Consider the following 13,483-nt stretch of genomic DNA (forward strand, 5'->3'; position numbering starts at 1 on the left):
TCCGTAACTTCTCAGGCGACCAGTTAGCGGCCGTAGCCTTTCAGGTTCGCCTTCTTTAATGCAGACTCATACTGACTGGACATCATCAGAGTTTGCACTTGAGCCATAAAGTCCATAATCACGACAACAACGATAAGCAGTGAGGTCCCACCGAAGTAGAACGGTACTTTCATTGCATCACGCATGAACTCCGGGATCAGGCAGATAAAAGTAATATAAAGCGCACCAACCAAAGTCAGGCGAGTCATTACTTTATCGATATACTTCGCCGTTTGCTCTCCCGGACGAATTCCTGGTACAAATGCACCGGACTTCTTCAGGTTATCTGCTGTTTCACGCGGGTTGAAGACCAACGCCGTGTAGAAGAAACAGAAGAAGATGATCGCAGACGCATAGAGTAACACATAAAGTGGTTGCCCAGGCTGCAAATACAGCGAAATTGTTGTCAGCCAGTTCCAACCAGTACCGCCCCCGAACCATGACGCGATGGTTGCCGGGAACAGAATAATACTGGAAGCGAAGATAGCCGGGATAACCCCCGCCATATTCACTTTCAGCGGTAAATGTGTGCTCTGTGCAGCATAGACACGACGACCCTGCTGACGTTTAGCGTAGTTCACCACAATGCGGCGTTGACCACGTTCAACGAAGACAACAAAGAACGTCACTGCAAATACTAATACTGCAACCAACAGCAACAGGAGGAAGTGCAGGTCGCCTTGACGCGCTTGCTCGATAGTATGGGCGATGGCCGGCGGGAGACCCGCAACGATACCGGCGAAGATAATGATTGAGATACCGTTACCGATACCTCGTTCAGTAATCTGTTCGCCGAGCCACATCAGGAACATGGTCCCTGTGACCAGACTTACAACAGCGGTGAAATAGAATGCAAAGCCTGGGTTTAATACCAGGCCCTGCATACCAGGCATATTCGGAAGACCGGTAGCAATACCGATCGACTGGAATATTGCCAGCACCAGAGTGCCGTAACGGGTGTACTGGCTAATCTTACGACGTCCAGACTCCCCTTCTTTCTTCAACTCTGCCAGGGCCGGATGAACGACCGTCAGCAGCTGGATAATAATTGATGCCGAAATGTACGGCATAATACCCAGTGCGAAAATAGAAGCACGGCTGAGAGCACCACCAGAGAACATGTTGAACATTTCAATGATGGTGCCTCGCTGTTGCTCAAGCAGTTTGGCAAGTACAGCGGCATCAATACCAGGGATCGGAATAAAAGAGCCAATACGGAACACAATCAGCGCGCCGATTACAAACAGCAGTCTGCGTTTCAGCTCGCCAAATCCACCTTTGGCACTTTGAAAATCTAATCCCGGTTGCTTAGCCATCTGCTACTTATTCCTCAATTTTACCGCCAGCAGCTTCGATAGCAGCACGAGCACCTTTAGTAACACGCAGGCCACGAACAGTTACCGGAGTAGAAACTTCACCAGCCAGGATCACTTTCGCGAACTCGATCTGGATACCGATAATGTTAGCCGCTTTCAGCGTGTTCAGGTCTACAACGCCGCCTTCAACTTTCGCCAGGTCAGACAGACGGATTTCCGCTGTGATCGCTGCTTTGCGAGAGGTGAAGCCGAACTTCGGCAGACGACGGTACAGTGGCATCTGGCCACCCTCGAAACCGCGACGTACGCCACCGCCAGAACGAGAGTTCTGACCTTTGTGACCACGACCACCGGTCTTGCCGAGGCCAGAACCGATACCACGACCCAGGCGTTTACCCGCCTTTTTAGAGCCTTCGGCCGGAGACAGAGTATTTAAACGCATCTCTTACTCCTCAACTTTAACCATGAAGTAAACCGCGTTGACCATACCACGAACAGCAGGAGTATCCTCGCGCTCAACGGTATGACCAATACGACGCAGACCCAGGCCAAGCAGCGTTGCCTTGTGTTTCGGCAGACGACCGATTGCACTGCGGGTTTGAGTGATTTTAATAGTCTTTGCCATGGTCAATTACCCCAGAATTTCTTCAACGGATTTACCACGCTTGGCAGCGACCATTTCTGGAGAATTCATATTTTCCAGGCCATCAATAGTTGCACGAACCACGTTGATCGGGTTGGTGGAACCATATGCTTTAGCCAGAACGTTATGAACTCCAGCAACTTCCAGAACGGCGCGCATTGCACCACCGGCGATGATACCGGTACCTTCGGAAGCTGGCTGCATGAATACACGAGAACCCGTGTGAACACCTTTAACTGGGTGTTGCAGGGTACCGTTGTTCAGCGCGACGTTAATCATATTGCGACGGGCTTTTTCCATCGCTTTCTGGATCGCTGCTGGAACTTCACGCGCTTTACCGTAACCAAAACCAACGCGACCGTTGCCATCACCCACTACAGTCAGAGCTGTGAAGGAGAAAATACGACCACCTTTAACGGTTTTAGATACGCGGTTTACCGCGATCAGCTTTTCCTGCAGTTCGCCAGCCTGTTTTTCGATGTGAGCCATCTTACACCTCTACCTTAGAACTGAAGGCCAGCTTCACGGGCAGCATCTGCCAGTGCCTGGACACGACCATGATATTGGAACCCGGAACGGTCAAAGGAAACATTGCTGATGCCTTTTTCCAGAGCGCGTTCAGCGACAGCTTTACCTACAGCTGCTGCGGCGTCTTTGTTACCGGTATACTTCAATTGTTCTGAGATAGCTTTTTCTACAGTAGAAGCAGCTACCAGAACTTCAGAACCGTTCGGTGCAATTACCTGTGCGTAAATATGACGCGGGGTACGATGTACCACCAGGCGAGTTGCACCCAGCTCTTTGAGCTTGCGGCGTGCGCGGGTCGCACGACGGATACGAGCAGATTTCTTATCCATAGTGTTACCTTACTTCTTCTTAGCCTCTTTGGTACGCACGACTTCGTCGGCGTAACGAACACCCTTGCCTTTATAAGGCTCAGGACGACGGTAGGCGCGCAGATCTGCTGCAACCTGACCGATCAGCTGTTTATCAGCGCCTTTCAGCACGATTTCAGTCTGAGTCGGGCATTCTGCAGTGATACCGGCCGGCAGCGGATGCTCAACAGGGTGTGAGAAGCCCAGAGACAGGCCTACTGCATTCCCTTTGATAGCTGCACGATAACCTACACCAACCAGCTGAAGCTTTTTAGTGAAGCCTTCGGTAACACCAACAACCATTGAGTTCAGCAGGGCACGCGCGGTACCAGCCTGAGCCCATCCATCCACGAAACCATCACGTGGACCGAAGGTCAGAGCGTTATCTGCATGTTTAACTTCAACAGCTTTGTTGAGGGTACGAGTCAGCTCGCCGTTTTTACCTTTGATCGTAATAACCTGACCGTCGATTTTTACATCAACGCCGGCAGGAATAACGACCGGTGCTTTAGCAACACGAGACATTCTTTCCTCCGATTAGGCTACGTAGCAGATAATTTCGCCACCAAGACCAGCCTGGCGCGCTGCACGATCAGTCATAACACCTTTAGAGGTAGAAACAACTGCGATACCAAGACCAGCCATTACTTTTGGCAGCTCATCTTTTTTCTTATAGATGCGCAGGCCTGGGCGGCTGACACGCTGAATGCTTTCTACAACAGCTTTACCCTGGAAATACTTGAGAGTAAGTTCCAGTTCCGGCTTGGTGTCGCCTTCAACTTTAAAATCTTCGATAAAACCTTCTTCCTTCAGCACGTTGGCAATTGCCACTTTCAGCTTGGCGGAAGGCATGGTGACCGCAACTTTGTTCGCGGCCTGACCGTTACGGATACGGGTCAGCATATCCGCGATCGGATCTTGCATGCTCATCTGTCTTTACTCCCGTGATTCAATTGGTAATTACCAGCTAGCCTTTTTCAAGCCTGGTACTTCACCGCGCATGGCGGCTTCACGCAGTTTGATACGGCTCAACCCAAACTTGCCCACATAACCATGTGGACGACCTGTTTGACGACAGCGGTTACGCTGACGAGACGGGCTGGAATCACGCGGCAGAGACTGCAGCTTGAGAACCGCATTCCAACGATCTTCGTCGGAAGCGTTCACATCAGAAATGATCGCTTTCAGTTCAGCGCGTTTAGCGAAGAATTTATCAGCTAAAGCTACGCGCTTTACTTCGCGTGCTTTCATTGATTGCTTAGCCATTCAGTAACCCTACCTTACTTGCGGAACGGGAAGTCAAAGGCAGCCAGCAGAGCACGGCCTTCTTCATCAGATTTCGCAGTAGTGGTAATGGTAATATCCAAACCACGCACGCGGTCGACTTTATCGTAGTCGATTTCTGGGAAGATGATCTGCTCACGGACACCCATGCTGTAGTTACCACGACCGTCGAAAGACTTAGCGGACAAGCCACGGAAGTCACGGATACGTGGAACAGCAATAGTGATCAGGCGCTCAAGGAACTCCCACATGCGTTCGCCACGCAGAGTTACTTTACAGCCGATCGGATAGCCCTGACGGATTTTGAAGCCTGCAACAGATTTGCGTGCTTTGGTGATCAGCGGTTTTTGACCGGAGATTGCTGTCAGGTCAGCTGCTGCGTTATCCAGCAGTTTCTTGTCAGCGATCGCTTCACCAACACCCATGTTCAGGGTGATCTTCTCGACCCGAGGGACTTGCATGACAGAATTGTAGTTAAACTCAGTCATGAGTTTGTTAACTACTTCGTCTTTGTAGTAATCATGCAGTTTCGCCATCGTACTACTCCAAATTACTTGATAGTTTCGCTGTTAGACTTGAAGAAACGGACTTTTTTACCGTCTTCGAATCTAAAGCCTACACGGTCAGCCTTACCGGTAGCCGCATTGAAGATTGCAACGTTAGAAACCTGAATAGCAGCTTCTTTTTCAACGATGCCGCCTGGTTGGTTCAGGGCCGGAACCGGCTTCTGATGTTTCTTAACCAGGTTGATACCTTCAACGACGAGTTTGCCGGAAGACAGAACATTTTTTACTTTACCGCGTTTACCTTTATCTTTACCGGTTAACACGATAACTTCGTCATCACGACGGATTTTCGCTGCCATGATTCGCTCCTTAGAGTACTTCTGGTGCCAGAGAGATAATTTTCATGAACTTCTCAGTACGAAGTTCACGAGTTACCGGCCCAAAGATACGCGTGCCGATAGGCTGCTCGCTGTTATTGTTTAAAATAACGCATGCATTACCATCGAAGCGAATGACAGAACCGTCAGGGCGACGAACACCCTTCTTGGTGCGCACCACTACCGCCTTCAGCACATCACCTTTTTTGACCTTACCACGTGGAATTGCTTCCTTGATGGTGATCTTGATGATGTCGCCTACGCCTGCGTAGCGACGGTGCGAGCCACCCAGAACCTTGATACACATTACGCGACGTGCACCGGAGTTGTCGGCGACGTTCAGCATAGTCTGTTCTTGGATCATTTTAGTGCTCCGCTAATGTCAACTACTACCTGAGACTCTAAAATCAGAGCCGTTAAAAAGCCCCATATCGAGGGCGCGGCATTATAACACCGCTTCTGCAATATGGGTAGAAAAAATAAACGGCTCATCGCTGAGCCGTTTATTCGTATTGAGAATGCGTACTCTATTACAGAACCGCTTTCTCTACAACGCGAACCAGCGTCCAGGACTTAGTCTTGGACAGTGGACGGCATTCACGGATTTCAACCTTGTCGCCGATACCACATTCGTTGTTCTCGTCATGTACGTGCAGTTTGGTCGTACGCTTGATGAATTTACCGTAGATCGGGTGTTTCACAAAACGTTCGATAGCTACAACAATGGATTTCTCCATTTTATCGCTAACAACACGACCTTGCAGAGTACGGATTTTATCGGTCATTACGCACCCGCCTTCTGAGTCAGTAAAGTCTTAACGCGCGCAACATTGCGACGCACTTGCTTCAGCAGGTGAGTCTGTTGCAGCTGGCCACTTGCAGCCTGCATACGCAGGTTGAACTGCTCACGCAGCAGGTTCAGCAGCTCAGCGTTCAGCTCTTCAACGCTTTTTTCACGCAGCTCTTTTGCTTTCATTACATCACCGTCTTAGTTACAAAGGTGGTTTTGATAGGCAGTTTCGCTGCTGCCAGGCCGAAGGCTTCACGGGCCAGCTCTTCCGGAACACCGTCCATTTCATAAAGGACTTTGCCCGGTTGGATCAAGGCAACCCAGTACTCCACGTTACCTTTACCTTTACCCATACGAACTTCCAGTGGCTTCTCGGTGATCGGTTTGTCCGGGAATACACGGATCCAGATCTTACCTTGACGCTTAACTGCACGGGTCATTGCACGACGTGCTGCTTCGATCTGACGTGCAGTCAGACGACCACGGCCAACAGCTTTCAGACCGAAAGTGCCGAAGCTAACATCCGTACCCTGCGCCAGACCACGGTTGCGGCCTTTGTGCACTTTACGGAATTTTGTACGCTTTGGTTGTAACATCAGCGACGCTCCTTATTTACGGCCTTTACGCTGCTGCTTTTTAGGTTGAGCAGCCGGTTTTTCCGGTTGTTCAACAGCAGCCATACCACCCAGGATCTCACCTTTGAAGATCCATACCTTAACGCCGATTACACCGTAAGTGGTGTGCGCTTCAGAGGTGTTGTAGTCGATGTCAGCACGCAGAGTGTGCAGCGGTACGCGACCTTCGCGGTACCATTCGGTACGTGCGATTTCCGCGCCGCCCAGACGGCCGCTAACTTCAACTTTGATACCTTTAGCGCCCAGACGCATTGCGTTCTGTACAGCACGCTTCATAGCACGACGGAACATAACACGACGTTCCAGCTGAGAAGTGATGCTGTCAGCAACCAATTTAGCGTCCAGTTCAGGCTTACGAACTTCAGCGATATTGATCTGTGCAGGAACGCCAGCGATATCCGCTACGACCTTGCGCAGTTTTTCTACGTCTTCGCCTTTCTTACCGATAACGATGCCAGGGCGAGCAGTGTGAATAGTCACACGGATGCTCTTAGCTGGACGCTCGATAACGATACGAGATACAGACGCTTTAGCCAGTTCCTTAGTCAGGTACTGACGTACTTTAAAATCGCTGTCCAGGTTGTCAGCGAATTCTTTGGTGTTCGCAAACCAGGTAGAGTTCCATGGTTTTACAATACCCAGGCGAATACCATTAGGATGTACTTTCTGACCCATTGCTAGTCTCCAGAGTCTCAGCGATCGGACACAACCACAGTAATGTGGCTGGTGCGCTTCAGGATGCGATCTGCACGACCTTTCGCACGCGGCATAATGCGCTTCATGCTTGGGCCTTCATCTACGAAAATTTTCGCGACTTTCAGATCGTCGATGTCAGCGCCATCGTTGTGTTCAGCGTTAGCAATGGCAGATTCCAGTACTTTCTTGACCAATACCGCAGCTTTCTTGTTGGTATAGGTCAGGATGTCCAGGGCCTGCGACACTTTCTTACCGCGAATCAGGTCAGCAACAAGGCGAACCTTCTGTGCAGAAGAACGAGCATGGCGATGTTGAGCTAAAGTTTCCATCTCTTCCTCCTACCTTATTTCTTCTTCGCTTTTTTATCAGCAGCGTGGCCGCGATAAGTACGAGTCGGTGCGAATTCACCCAGTTTGTGACCAACCATTTCGTCGGTAACAAAGACTGGAACGTGCTGACGACCATTATGGACAGCGATGGTCAAACCGATCATGTTAGGAAAGATCGTTGAACGACGGGACCAAGTGCGCAGGGGCTTCTTGTCTCCGCTTTCCACCGCTTTCTCTACCTTCTTCAGCAAGTGCAGGTCAATAAAAGGACCTTTCTTGAGAGAACGTGGCATGGCTTATCCTCTAAAATTATTTGCTACGGCGACGTACGATAAATTTATCAGTACGCTTGTTGCTGCGGGTCTTCTTACCTTTGGTCTGAACGCCCCACGGAGTTACCGGGTGCTTACCAAAGTTACGACCTTCACCACCACCATGTGGGTGGTCGACTGGGTTCATCGCAGTACCGCGAACGGTAGGACGAACACCACGCCAGCGTGCAGCACCAGCTTTACCCAGAACGCGCAGCATATGCTCAGCATTGCCAACTTCGCCCAGAGTAGCGCGGCAGTCTGCTTCGACTTTACGCATTTCACCAGAACGCAGACGCAGGGTGACATAAGCACCGTCACGCGCAACGATCTGAACGTAAGTACCCGCGGAACGCGCCAGCTGACCGCCTTTACCTGGTTTCATTTCTACGTTATGAACGGTAGAACCAACCGGGATATTGCGCATCGGCAGGGTGTTGCCTGCTTTGATTGCAGCATCAACGCCAGACTGAATCTGGTCGCCAGCTTTCAGGCCTTTAGGGGCCAGGATGTAACGGCGTTCGCCATCTTTGTACAGAACCAGCGCGATGTTCGCGGAACGGTTCGGATCGTACTCAAGACGCTCAACAACTGCTGGGATACCGTCTTTGTTGCGTTTGAAGTCAACAATACGATAAGCCTGCTTGTGGCCACCACCGATGTGACGAGTGGTGATACGGCCATTGTTGTTACGACCACCGGATTTGCTGTTTTTTTCCAGCAACGGAGCAAAAGGTTTGCCCTTGTGCAGCTCAGGGTTAACCACTTTAACTACGTGGCGACGACCCGGAGATGTCGGTTTACATTTAACAACTGCCATTGTATTACTCCTCCGACTTACTCAGCGCCGCCAACGAAGTCCAGGTTCTGGCCTTCTTTCAGGGTGACGTAAGCTTTTTTCCAGTCGCTACGACGACCGATACGCTGTCCGTGACGTTTAACTTTCCCTTTAACTACCAGGGTGTTAACGACTTCGACTTCGACTTCAAACAGTTTCTGCACAGCAGCTTTGATCTCTGCTTTGGTCGCGTCTTTAGCAACTTTGAGAACGATGGTGTTTGTTTTTTCCATCGCAGTAGACGCTTTTTCAGAAACGTGCGGTGCGCGCAGCACCTTCAGCAGACGTTCTTCACGAATCATGCCAGCATCTCCTCAACTTGCTTAACAGCATCAGCAGTCATTACGACTTTGTCGAAGGCGATCAGGCTAACCGGGTCGATACCAGTCGCGTCGCGTACGTCAACCTTGTGCAGGTTACGCGCGGCCAGGAACAGGTTCTCGTCCAGCTCACCGGTGATGATCAGCACATCTTCCAGAGCCATGTCTTTCAGTTTCTGTGCCAGCAGCTTAGTTTTAGGCGCTTCAACAGAGAACTTCTCGACAACGATCAGACGATCCTGACGTACCAGTTCGGACAGAATGCTTTTCAGCGCGCCGCGGTACATCTTTTTGTTAACTTTTTGACTGTGGTCCTGTGGACGCGCAGCGAAGGTCACGCCACCTGAACGCCAGATCGGGCTCTTGATAGAACCTGAACGCGCACGGCCGGTACCTTTCTGGCGCCATGGCTTTTTGCCTGAACCAGTTACTTCAGCACGAGTCTTCTGAGCACGAGTACCCTGACGAGCACCAGCTGCATAAGCAACAACAACCTGGTGAACCAGCGCTTCGTTGAAATCACGACCGAAGGTAGTTTCGGAAACAGTCAGCGCGCTCTGCGCGTCTTTCAATACTAATTCCATTGCTATCCCCTTACGCCTTCACAGCTGGTTTAACGATCAGGTCGCTACCGGTTGCACCCGGGACCGCACCTTTAACCAGCAGCAGGTTGCGCTCAGCGTCAACACGTACTACGTCCAGGCTCTGAACGGTTACACGTTCGTTGCCCAGCTGACCTGCCATTTTCTTGCCTTTGAACACTTTGCCCGGAGTCTGGTTCTGACCGATAGAACCCGGAACGCGGTGAGACAAGGAGTTACCGTGAGTAGCGTCCTGGGTACGGAAGTTCCAGCGCTTAACGGTACCAGCAAAACCTTTACCTTTAGAGGTACCGGTTACGTCAACTTTTTTAACGTCAGCAAACAGCTCAACGCTAATGTCCTGACCTACGGTGAACTCTTCGCCTTCAGCAAGACGGAATTCCCACAGACCACGGCCAGCTTCAACGCCAGCTTTAGCGAAGTGACCCGCTTCTGGTTTGGTTACACGGTTAGCTTTTTTAGCACCAGTGGTAACCTGAATAGCGCGGTAGCCATCGTTAGCCAGATCTTTAACCTGAGTAACGCGGTTTGCTTCAACTTCGATTACGGTTACTGGGATAGAAACGCCATCTTCAGTGAAGATGCGGGTCATACCCACTTTTTTACCGACTAAACCAATCATTGTTTCAACCTCTCAATCGCTCGATGACCTGATTAACCCAGGCTGATCTGCACGTCTACACCGGCAGCCAGATCCAGACGCATCAGAGCATCAACGGTTTTCTCAGTTGGCTCAACGATGTCAACCAGACGCTTGTGAGTGCGGATTTCGTACTGATCACGCGCATCTTTGTTAACGTGCGGAGAGATCAGAACGGTAAAGCGCTCTTTGCGGGTCGGCAGCGGGATCGGACCACGGACTTGCGCACCAGTGCGCTTAGCAGTCTCGACGATTTCCGCGGTTGATTGATCGATCAGACGATGATCAAACGCTTTAAGGCGGATACGGATTCTTTGGTTCTGCATGAGACCAGAGCTCCAATTATTTTATAAACGAAAATGATTACTCCTCAAACCCATTACGATTGATGGGAGAGTGTAACCGTTCTTACGTAGCTCCCCAATTGGGAGCATTGTTGAGTAACAAAGTGAGCTACTCTGGTTCAGATTGAACCCGCCGTCAATTACGACAAGCCCGCGCATTATACGTAAATCTGGGGAAGACGCAAGTGCCGTTTAGAAATTAAGCGCTAAAGACGTACTCTGCGTAAGGCCTCGCATTTTTTTATGCAAAGTATCCCTTCTCAACTCTTTGTCTGAAGCCGCTACGCAATTGCTGTTTTTGCACATTGCCGGACATGCAGATTATTACGAGTATGCGCTCAAACCGTTTTGAGGCTCTCGCTATGCTACTGTCCCTCCCCTTTCTGGTGATCTATTTTGCGTTATCGGCCTTGCTTGTTCGCACCGATATTCGCACGGGGCTTCTTCCCGACAAATTTCTTTGCCCGCTGCTATGGACCGGCCTGCTTTACCAGCTGTGCCTCCATCCTGATTTTTTGCCGAGCGCGGTGGTGGGTGCGCTGGCAGGATACGCCGGATTCGCCGTTATCTATTGGGGATATCGGCTCATCTGCCGACGTGAAGGTATGGGATATGGCGACATAAAATATCTGGCGGCGCTGGGGGCATGGCATGGCTGGTGTGTACTGCCAGTACTGGCACTCGTAGCCGCGTTAATGGCTCTGCTGTATCTGGTTGCTTTCTCGTTGTTTACTCCTGATAAGCAGGCATTAAAAAACCCACTGCCTTTTGGGCCATTTCTGGCGGCAGCGGGTTTATGCGTTGGCTGGGAAAGCCTGATTAACTTTCCACTTTGATCTGAGACTGAAGGTAGTTCTGTAGGCCAATTTTGCTAATGAGATCCAGTTCGGTCTCAAGCCAGTCGATGTGCCCTTCTTCATCGGCCAGGATCTGGATCATCATATCGCGGCTGACGTAGTCATGTACGCTGTCCGCATAGGCAATGGCTTCACGCAGGTCTTTTGCACCCTCCAGCTCCAGCCGGAGATCAGAACGCAGCATCTCTTCGACATCTTCTCCGATGCCCAGTTTTCCGAGATCCTGTAGGTTAGGAATGCCTTCGAGGAATAAAATACGCTCAATGTATTTATCGGCGTGTTTCATTTCATCAATGGACTCATGGTATTCAACATCGTTGAGGCGAGTCAGTCCCCAGTTTTTGAACATTCTTGCATGGAGAAAATACTGATTGATTGCGACAAGCTCATTTCCCAATAATTTATTGAGATAACTTATGATTTTAACATCACCTTTCATTATATAGTCCCTCCGCTTCCACTCATTGAAGCGTAGATCGGGCTACGGGGATGTCAAAAAAAAGATAGAGGCTTACGCGATCTCTTTGAATTCCGGGATCTGCATCAGTTCGTCCTGCATGATCTCACGCGCTGCGCGAACGCATTTACCGCATTGATTTCCCACCGGAACAAACTTGCGAAGCTGCTGGAAAGATTGTGGTTGAAACTGGCGAACGGCCTGACGAATTTTTTTGTCGCTTACACCATTACATAAACAAACGTACATAAAGACTCCCGTTCAAAATATGCGCAAAGTGTAAGTGAGAATGGTTATGATTACAATAGCACAGGCGCCGGAATACGTGGCGGGAGAAGACAAAAAATGCGAATTTTTATGACAGCGACTTTACGGTAGAAAACAAAAAAGGACGCCGAAGCGTCCTTTTTATTTCAGGGATAATTAATTAGCCCAGAACTTTAGCAACAACGCCCGCGCCAACGGTACGGCCGCCTTCACGGATTGCGAAACGCAGACCGTCGTCCATCGCGATTGGGTGGATCAGAGTCACAACCATCTTGATGTTGTCGCCTGGCATTACCATCTCTACGCCTTCTGGCAGTTCGATGGTACCGGTCACGTCAGTTGTACGGAAGTAGAACTGTGGACGGTAGCCTTTGAAGAACGGAGTATGACGGCCGCCTTCGTCTTTGGACAGAATGTACACTTCAGATTCGAACTTGGTGTGTGGCTTGATTGAGCCTGGCTTCGCCAGAACCTGACCACGTTCGATTTCTTCACGTTTGATACCACGCAGCAGAACACCAACGTTCTCACCAGCACGGCCTTCATCCAGCAGTTTGCGGAACATTTCAACGCCAGTACAGGTAGACTTCGCAGTCTCTTTGATACCAACGATTTCAACTTCTTCACCAACTTTGATGATACCGCGCTCTACACGACCGGTAACAACGGTACCACGACCGGAGATGGAGAATACGTCTTCGATTGGCAGCAGGAATGGCTTGTCAATCGCACGCTCTGGTTCTGGGATGTAAGAATCCAGGTAGCCAGCCAGTTCGATGATTTTCTCTTCCCACTCTGCTTCGCCTTCCAGCGCTTTCAGCGCGGAACCACGAACGATTGGAGTGTCGTCGCCTGGGAAATCGTACTGAGACAGCAGTTCACGAACTTCCATCTCTACCAGTTCCAGCAGCTCTTCGTCATCAACCATGTCGCACTTGTTCAGGAACACGATGATGTAAGGAACGCCTACCTGACGACCCAGCAGGATGTGCTCACGAGTCTGAGGCATAGGGCCGTCAGTCGCAGCAACAACCAGGATCGCGCCGTCCATCTGCGCAGCACCGGTGATCATGTTTTTAACATAGTCGGCGTGGCCTGGGCAGTCTACGTGTGCGTAGTGGCGAGTCGGGGTGTCATACTCAACGTGAGAGGTGTTGATGGTGATACCACGAGCTTTTTCTTCTGGTGCGTTATCGATCTGATCGAAAGCACGAGCAGCACCGCCGTAGGTTTTAGCCAGTACGGTAGTGATTGCAGCAGTCAGGGTAGTTTTACCATGGTCAACGTGGCCGATAGTACCAACGTTGACGTGCGGTTTTGTACGTTCAAATTTTTCTTTAGACACGGCTATATTCCT

Annotated in this window: 26 protein-coding genes; 1 reads left to right on the plus strand and 25 read right to left on the minus strand. The window is 50.4% G+C overall.

All coding sequences use genetic code 11. The features are described 5' to 3' along the window. Window positions 1-23: 23 nt before the first annotated feature. The 22 genes from secY to rpsJ all read right to left on the minus strand — a co-directional run bounded on the left by secY (window position 24) and on the right by rpsJ (window position 10,527). On the minus strand, window positions 24-1,355 hold the full coding sequence (secY, locus tag BFV63_RS20045; RefSeq protein WP_003863305.1) for a preprotein translocase subunit SecY: 1,332 nt from the start codon (window positions 1,353-1,355) through the stop codon (window positions 24-26). Between the two features lie 7 nt (window positions 1,356-1,362). Further along, window positions 1,363-1,797, minus strand: a complete 435-nt coding sequence (rplO, locus tag BFV63_RS20050; RefSeq protein ID WP_003863304.1) for a 50S ribosomal protein L15 — start codon at window positions 1,795-1,797, stop codon at window positions 1,363-1,365. A 3-nt stretch (window positions 1,798-1,800) separates the two neighbouring features. After that, window positions 1,801-1,980, minus strand: coding sequence for a 50S ribosomal protein L30 (rpmD, locus tag BFV63_RS20055; RefSeq protein WP_003863301.1), 180 nt, complete (start codon window positions 1,978-1,980; stop codon window positions 1,801-1,803). Between the two features lie 6 nt (window positions 1,981-1,986). Further along, window positions 1,987-2,487 (minus strand): 30S ribosomal protein S5, encoded by a 501-nt coding sequence (gene rpsE, locus BFV63_RS20060; RefSeq protein ID WP_003863299.1) that lies wholly within the window; start codon window positions 2,485-2,487, stop codon window positions 1,987-1,989. 14 nt (window positions 2,488-2,501) lie between these two features. Further along, on the minus strand, window positions 2,502-2,855 hold the full coding sequence (rplR, locus tag BFV63_RS20065; protein ID WP_003863297.1) for a 50S ribosomal protein L18: 354 nt from the start codon (window positions 2,853-2,855) through the stop codon (window positions 2,502-2,504). Window positions 2,856-2,864: 9 nt separating this feature from the next. Then, window positions 2,865-3,398, minus strand: a complete 534-nt coding sequence (rplF, locus tag BFV63_RS20070) for a 50S ribosomal protein L6 (RefSeq protein ID WP_003863296.1) — start codon at window positions 3,396-3,398, stop codon at window positions 2,865-2,867. Window positions 3,399-3,410: 12 nt separating this feature from the next. Next, complete coding sequence (gene rpsH, locus BFV63_RS20075; protein ID WP_006178918.1) at window positions 3,411-3,803, minus strand: 30S ribosomal protein S8; 393 nt, start codon at window positions 3,801-3,803, stop codon at window positions 3,411-3,413. A 30-nt stretch (window positions 3,804-3,833) separates the two neighbouring features. Next, entirely contained in the window at window positions 3,834-4,139 is a 306-nt protein-coding gene (gene rpsN / locus BFV63_RS20080) for a 30S ribosomal protein S14 (protein WP_003863291.1), read from the minus strand. Window positions 4,140-4,153: 14 nt separating this feature from the next. After that, window positions 4,154-4,693, minus strand: a complete 540-nt coding sequence (gene rplE, locus BFV63_RS20085; protein WP_003863290.1) for a 50S ribosomal protein L5 — start codon at window positions 4,691-4,693, stop codon at window positions 4,154-4,156. Between the two features lie 14 nt (window positions 4,694-4,707). Beyond that, on the minus strand, window positions 4,708-5,022 hold the full coding sequence (gene rplX / locus BFV63_RS20090) for a 50S ribosomal protein L24 (RefSeq protein WP_003863287.1): 315 nt from the start codon (window positions 5,020-5,022) through the stop codon (window positions 4,708-4,710). Between the two features lie 10 nt (window positions 5,023-5,032). Beyond that, on the minus strand, window positions 5,033-5,404 hold the full coding sequence (gene rplN / locus BFV63_RS20095; RefSeq protein WP_002919748.1) for a 50S ribosomal protein L14: 372 nt from the start codon (window positions 5,402-5,404) through the stop codon (window positions 5,033-5,035). Window positions 5,405-5,570: 166 nt separating this feature from the next. Beyond that, window positions 5,571-5,825 (minus strand): 30S ribosomal protein S17, encoded by a 255-nt coding sequence (gene rpsQ, locus BFV63_RS20100; protein WP_002438707.1) that lies wholly within the window; start codon window positions 5,823-5,825, stop codon window positions 5,571-5,573. Further along, complete coding sequence (gene rpmC, locus BFV63_RS20105; protein ID WP_003863282.1) at window positions 5,825-6,016, minus strand: 50S ribosomal protein L29; 192 nt, start codon at window positions 6,014-6,016, stop codon at window positions 5,825-5,827. Before rpmC ends, rpsQ begins: the two co-directional genes overlap by 1 nt. Then, entirely contained in the window at window positions 6,016-6,426 is a 411-nt protein-coding gene (gene rplP, locus BFV63_RS20110; protein WP_002919759.1) for a 50S ribosomal protein L16, read from the minus strand. The genes rpmC and rplP overlap by 1 nt, the downstream gene beginning before the upstream one ends. Before the next feature lie 12 nt (window positions 6,427-6,438). Further along, complete coding sequence (gene rpsC / locus BFV63_RS20115) at window positions 6,439-7,140, minus strand: 30S ribosomal protein S3 (RefSeq protein ID WP_000529945.1); 702 nt, start codon at window positions 7,138-7,140, stop codon at window positions 6,439-6,441. A 17-nt stretch (window positions 7,141-7,157) separates the two neighbouring features. After that, the gene (rplV, locus tag BFV63_RS20120; protein ID WP_002919773.1) at window positions 7,158-7,490 is read right to left on the minus strand and encodes a 50S ribosomal protein L22; all 333 of its coding nucleotides are present in this window, start codon (window positions 7,488-7,490) and stop codon (window positions 7,158-7,160) included. Between the two features lie 14 nt (window positions 7,491-7,504). Beyond that, window positions 7,505-7,783: a 30S ribosomal protein S19 gene (gene rpsS / locus BFV63_RS20125; protein WP_001138117.1), complete on the minus strand. Its 279-nt coding sequence runs from the start codon at window positions 7,781-7,783 to the stop codon at window positions 7,505-7,507. 16 nt (window positions 7,784-7,799) lie between these two features. Then, window positions 7,800-8,621 (minus strand): 50S ribosomal protein L2, encoded by an 822-nt coding sequence (gene rplB, locus BFV63_RS20130; RefSeq protein ID WP_000301859.1) that lies wholly within the window; start codon window positions 8,619-8,621, stop codon window positions 7,800-7,802. A 17-nt stretch (window positions 8,622-8,638) separates the two neighbouring features. Continuing rightward, window positions 8,639-8,941, minus strand: coding sequence for a 50S ribosomal protein L23 (gene rplW, locus BFV63_RS20135; protein WP_000617546.1), 303 nt, complete (start codon window positions 8,939-8,941; stop codon window positions 8,639-8,641). Further along, a complete protein-coding gene (rplD, locus tag BFV63_RS20140) occupies window positions 8,938-9,543 on the minus strand; it encodes a 50S ribosomal protein L4 (RefSeq protein WP_000424395.1) in 606 nt (201 codons plus the stop codon). Before rplD ends, rplW begins: the two co-directional genes overlap by 4 nt. A 10-nt stretch (window positions 9,544-9,553) precedes the next feature. Beyond that, window positions 9,554-10,183 (minus strand): 50S ribosomal protein L3, encoded by a 630-nt coding sequence (gene rplC, locus BFV63_RS20145; RefSeq protein WP_003863274.1) that lies wholly within the window; start codon window positions 10,181-10,183, stop codon window positions 9,554-9,556. Between the two features lie 32 nt (window positions 10,184-10,215). After that, complete coding sequence (gene rpsJ / locus BFV63_RS20150; protein ID WP_001181005.1) at window positions 10,216-10,527, minus strand: 30S ribosomal protein S10; 312 nt, start codon at window positions 10,525-10,527, stop codon at window positions 10,216-10,218. Between the two features lie 380 nt (window positions 10,528-10,907). Between rpsJ and BFV63_RS20155 the strand changes: the two genes are divergently transcribed. Beyond that, a complete protein-coding gene (locus tag BFV63_RS20155; RefSeq protein ID WP_023323812.1) occupies window positions 10,908-11,381 on the plus strand; it encodes a prepilin peptidase in 474 nt (157 codons plus the stop codon). Here the strand turns inward: BFV63_RS20155 and bfr are convergent. The 3 genes from bfr to tuf form a co-directional block, all read right to left on the minus strand. Then, complete coding sequence (gene bfr / locus BFV63_RS20160) at window positions 11,365-11,841, minus strand: bacterioferritin (protein ID WP_003863270.1); 477 nt, start codon at window positions 11,839-11,841, stop codon at window positions 11,365-11,367. The genes BFV63_RS20155 and bfr overlap by 17 nt on opposite strands. 72 nt (window positions 11,842-11,913) lie before the next feature. Then, window positions 11,914-12,108: a bacterioferritin-associated ferredoxin gene (gene bfd / locus BFV63_RS20165; protein WP_003863268.1), complete on the minus strand. Its 195-nt coding sequence runs from the start codon at window positions 12,106-12,108 to the stop codon at window positions 11,914-11,916. A 178-nt stretch (window positions 12,109-12,286) separates the two neighbouring features. Then, on the minus strand, window positions 12,287-13,471 hold the full coding sequence (tuf, locus tag BFV63_RS20170; RefSeq protein ID WP_022651945.1) for an elongation factor Tu: 1,185 nt from the start codon (window positions 13,469-13,471) through the stop codon (window positions 12,287-12,289). Window positions 13,472-13,483: the final 12 nt, after the last annotated feature.

Origin of the sequence: Enterobacter hormaechei subsp. xiangfangensis, from assembly GCF_001729785.1 — a bacterium.
Taxonomy (GTDB): Bacteria; Pseudomonadota; Gammaproteobacteria; order Enterobacterales; family Enterobacteriaceae; genus Enterobacter; species Enterobacter hormaechei_C.

Bases quoted from the DNA above. Each gene is read 5' to 3' on its own strand.
- secY (WP_003863305.1), bottom strand. From the start codon at position 1,355: ATGGCTAAGCAACCGGGATTAGATTTTCAAAGTGCCAAAGGTGGATTT.
- rplO (WP_003863304.1), bottom strand. From the start codon at position 1,797: ATGCGTTTAAATACTCTGTCTCCGGCCGAAGGCTCTAAAAAGGCGGGT.
- rpmD (WP_003863301.1), bottom strand. From the start codon at position 1,980: ATGGCAAAGACTATTAAAATCACTCAAACCCGCAGTGCAATCGGTCGT.
- rpsE (WP_003863299.1), bottom strand. From the start codon at position 2,487: ATGGCTCACATCGAAAAACAGGCTGGCGAACTGCAGGAAAAGCTGATC.
- rplR (WP_003863297.1), bottom strand. From the start codon at position 2,855: ATGGATAAGAAATCTGCTCGTATCCGTCGTGCGACCCGCGCACGCCGC.
- rplF (WP_003863296.1), bottom strand. From the start codon at position 3,398: ATGTCTCGTGTTGCTAAAGCACCGGTCGTTATTCCTGCCGGCGTTGAT.
- rpsH (WP_006178918.1), bottom strand. From the start codon at position 3,803: ATGAGCATGCAAGATCCGATCGCGGATATGCTGACCCGTATCCGTAAC.
- rpsN (WP_003863291.1), bottom strand. From the start codon at position 4,139: ATGGCTAAGCAATCAATGAAAGCACGCGAAGTAAAGCGCGTAGCTTTA.
- rplE (WP_003863290.1), bottom strand. From the start codon at position 4,693: ATGGCGAAACTGCATGATTACTACAAAGACGAAGTAGTTAACAAACTC.
- rplX (WP_003863287.1), bottom strand. From the start codon at position 5,022: ATGGCAGCGAAAATCCGTCGTGATGACGAAGTTATCGTGTTAACCGGT.
- rplN (WP_002919748.1), bottom strand. From the start codon at position 5,404: ATGATCCAAGAACAGACTATGCTGAACGTCGCCGACAACTCCGGTGCA.
- rpsQ (WP_002438707.1), bottom strand. From the start codon at position 5,825: ATGACCGATAAAATCCGTACTCTGCAAGGTCGTGTTGTTAGCGATAAA.
- rpmC (WP_003863282.1), bottom strand. From the start codon at position 6,016: ATGAAAGCAAAAGAGCTGCGTGAAAAAAGCGTTGAAGAGCTGAACGCT.
- rplP (WP_002919759.1), bottom strand. From the start codon at position 6,426: ATGTTACAACCAAAGCGTACAAAATTCCGTAAAGTGCACAAAGGCCGC.
- rpsC (WP_000529945.1), bottom strand. From the start codon at position 7,140: ATGGGTCAGAAAGTACATCCTAATGGTATTCGCCTGGGTATTGTAAAA.
- rplV (WP_002919773.1), bottom strand. From the start codon at position 7,490: ATGGAAACTTTAGCTCAACATCGCCATGCTCGTTCTTCTGCACAGAAG.
- rpsS (WP_001138117.1), bottom strand. From the start codon at position 7,783: ATGCCACGTTCTCTCAAGAAAGGTCCTTTTATTGACCTGCACTTGCTG.
- rplB (WP_000301859.1), bottom strand. From the start codon at position 8,621: ATGGCAGTTGTTAAATGTAAACCGACATCTCCGGGTCGTCGCCACGTA.
- rplW (WP_000617546.1), bottom strand. From the start codon at position 8,941: ATGATTCGTGAAGAACGTCTGCTGAAGGTGCTGCGCGCACCGCACGTT.
- rplD (WP_000424395.1), bottom strand. From the start codon at position 9,543: ATGGAATTAGTATTGAAAGACGCGCAGAGCGCGCTGACTGTTTCCGAA.
- rplC (WP_003863274.1), bottom strand. From the start codon at position 10,183: ATGATTGGTTTAGTCGGTAAAAAAGTGGGTATGACCCGCATCTTCACT.
- rpsJ (WP_001181005.1), bottom strand. From the start codon at position 10,527: ATGCAGAACCAAAGAATCCGTATCCGCCTTAAAGCGTTTGATCATCGT.
- BFV63_RS20155 (WP_023323812.1), top strand. From the start codon at position 10,908: ATGCTACTGTCCCTCCCCTTTCTGGTGATCTATTTTGCGTTATCGGCC.
- bfr (WP_003863270.1), bottom strand. From the start codon at position 11,841: ATGAAAGGTGATGTTAAAATCATAAGTTATCTCAATAAATTATTGGGA.
- bfd (WP_003863268.1), bottom strand. From the start codon at position 12,108: ATGTACGTTTGTTTATGTAATGGTGTAAGCGACAAAAAAATTCGTCAG.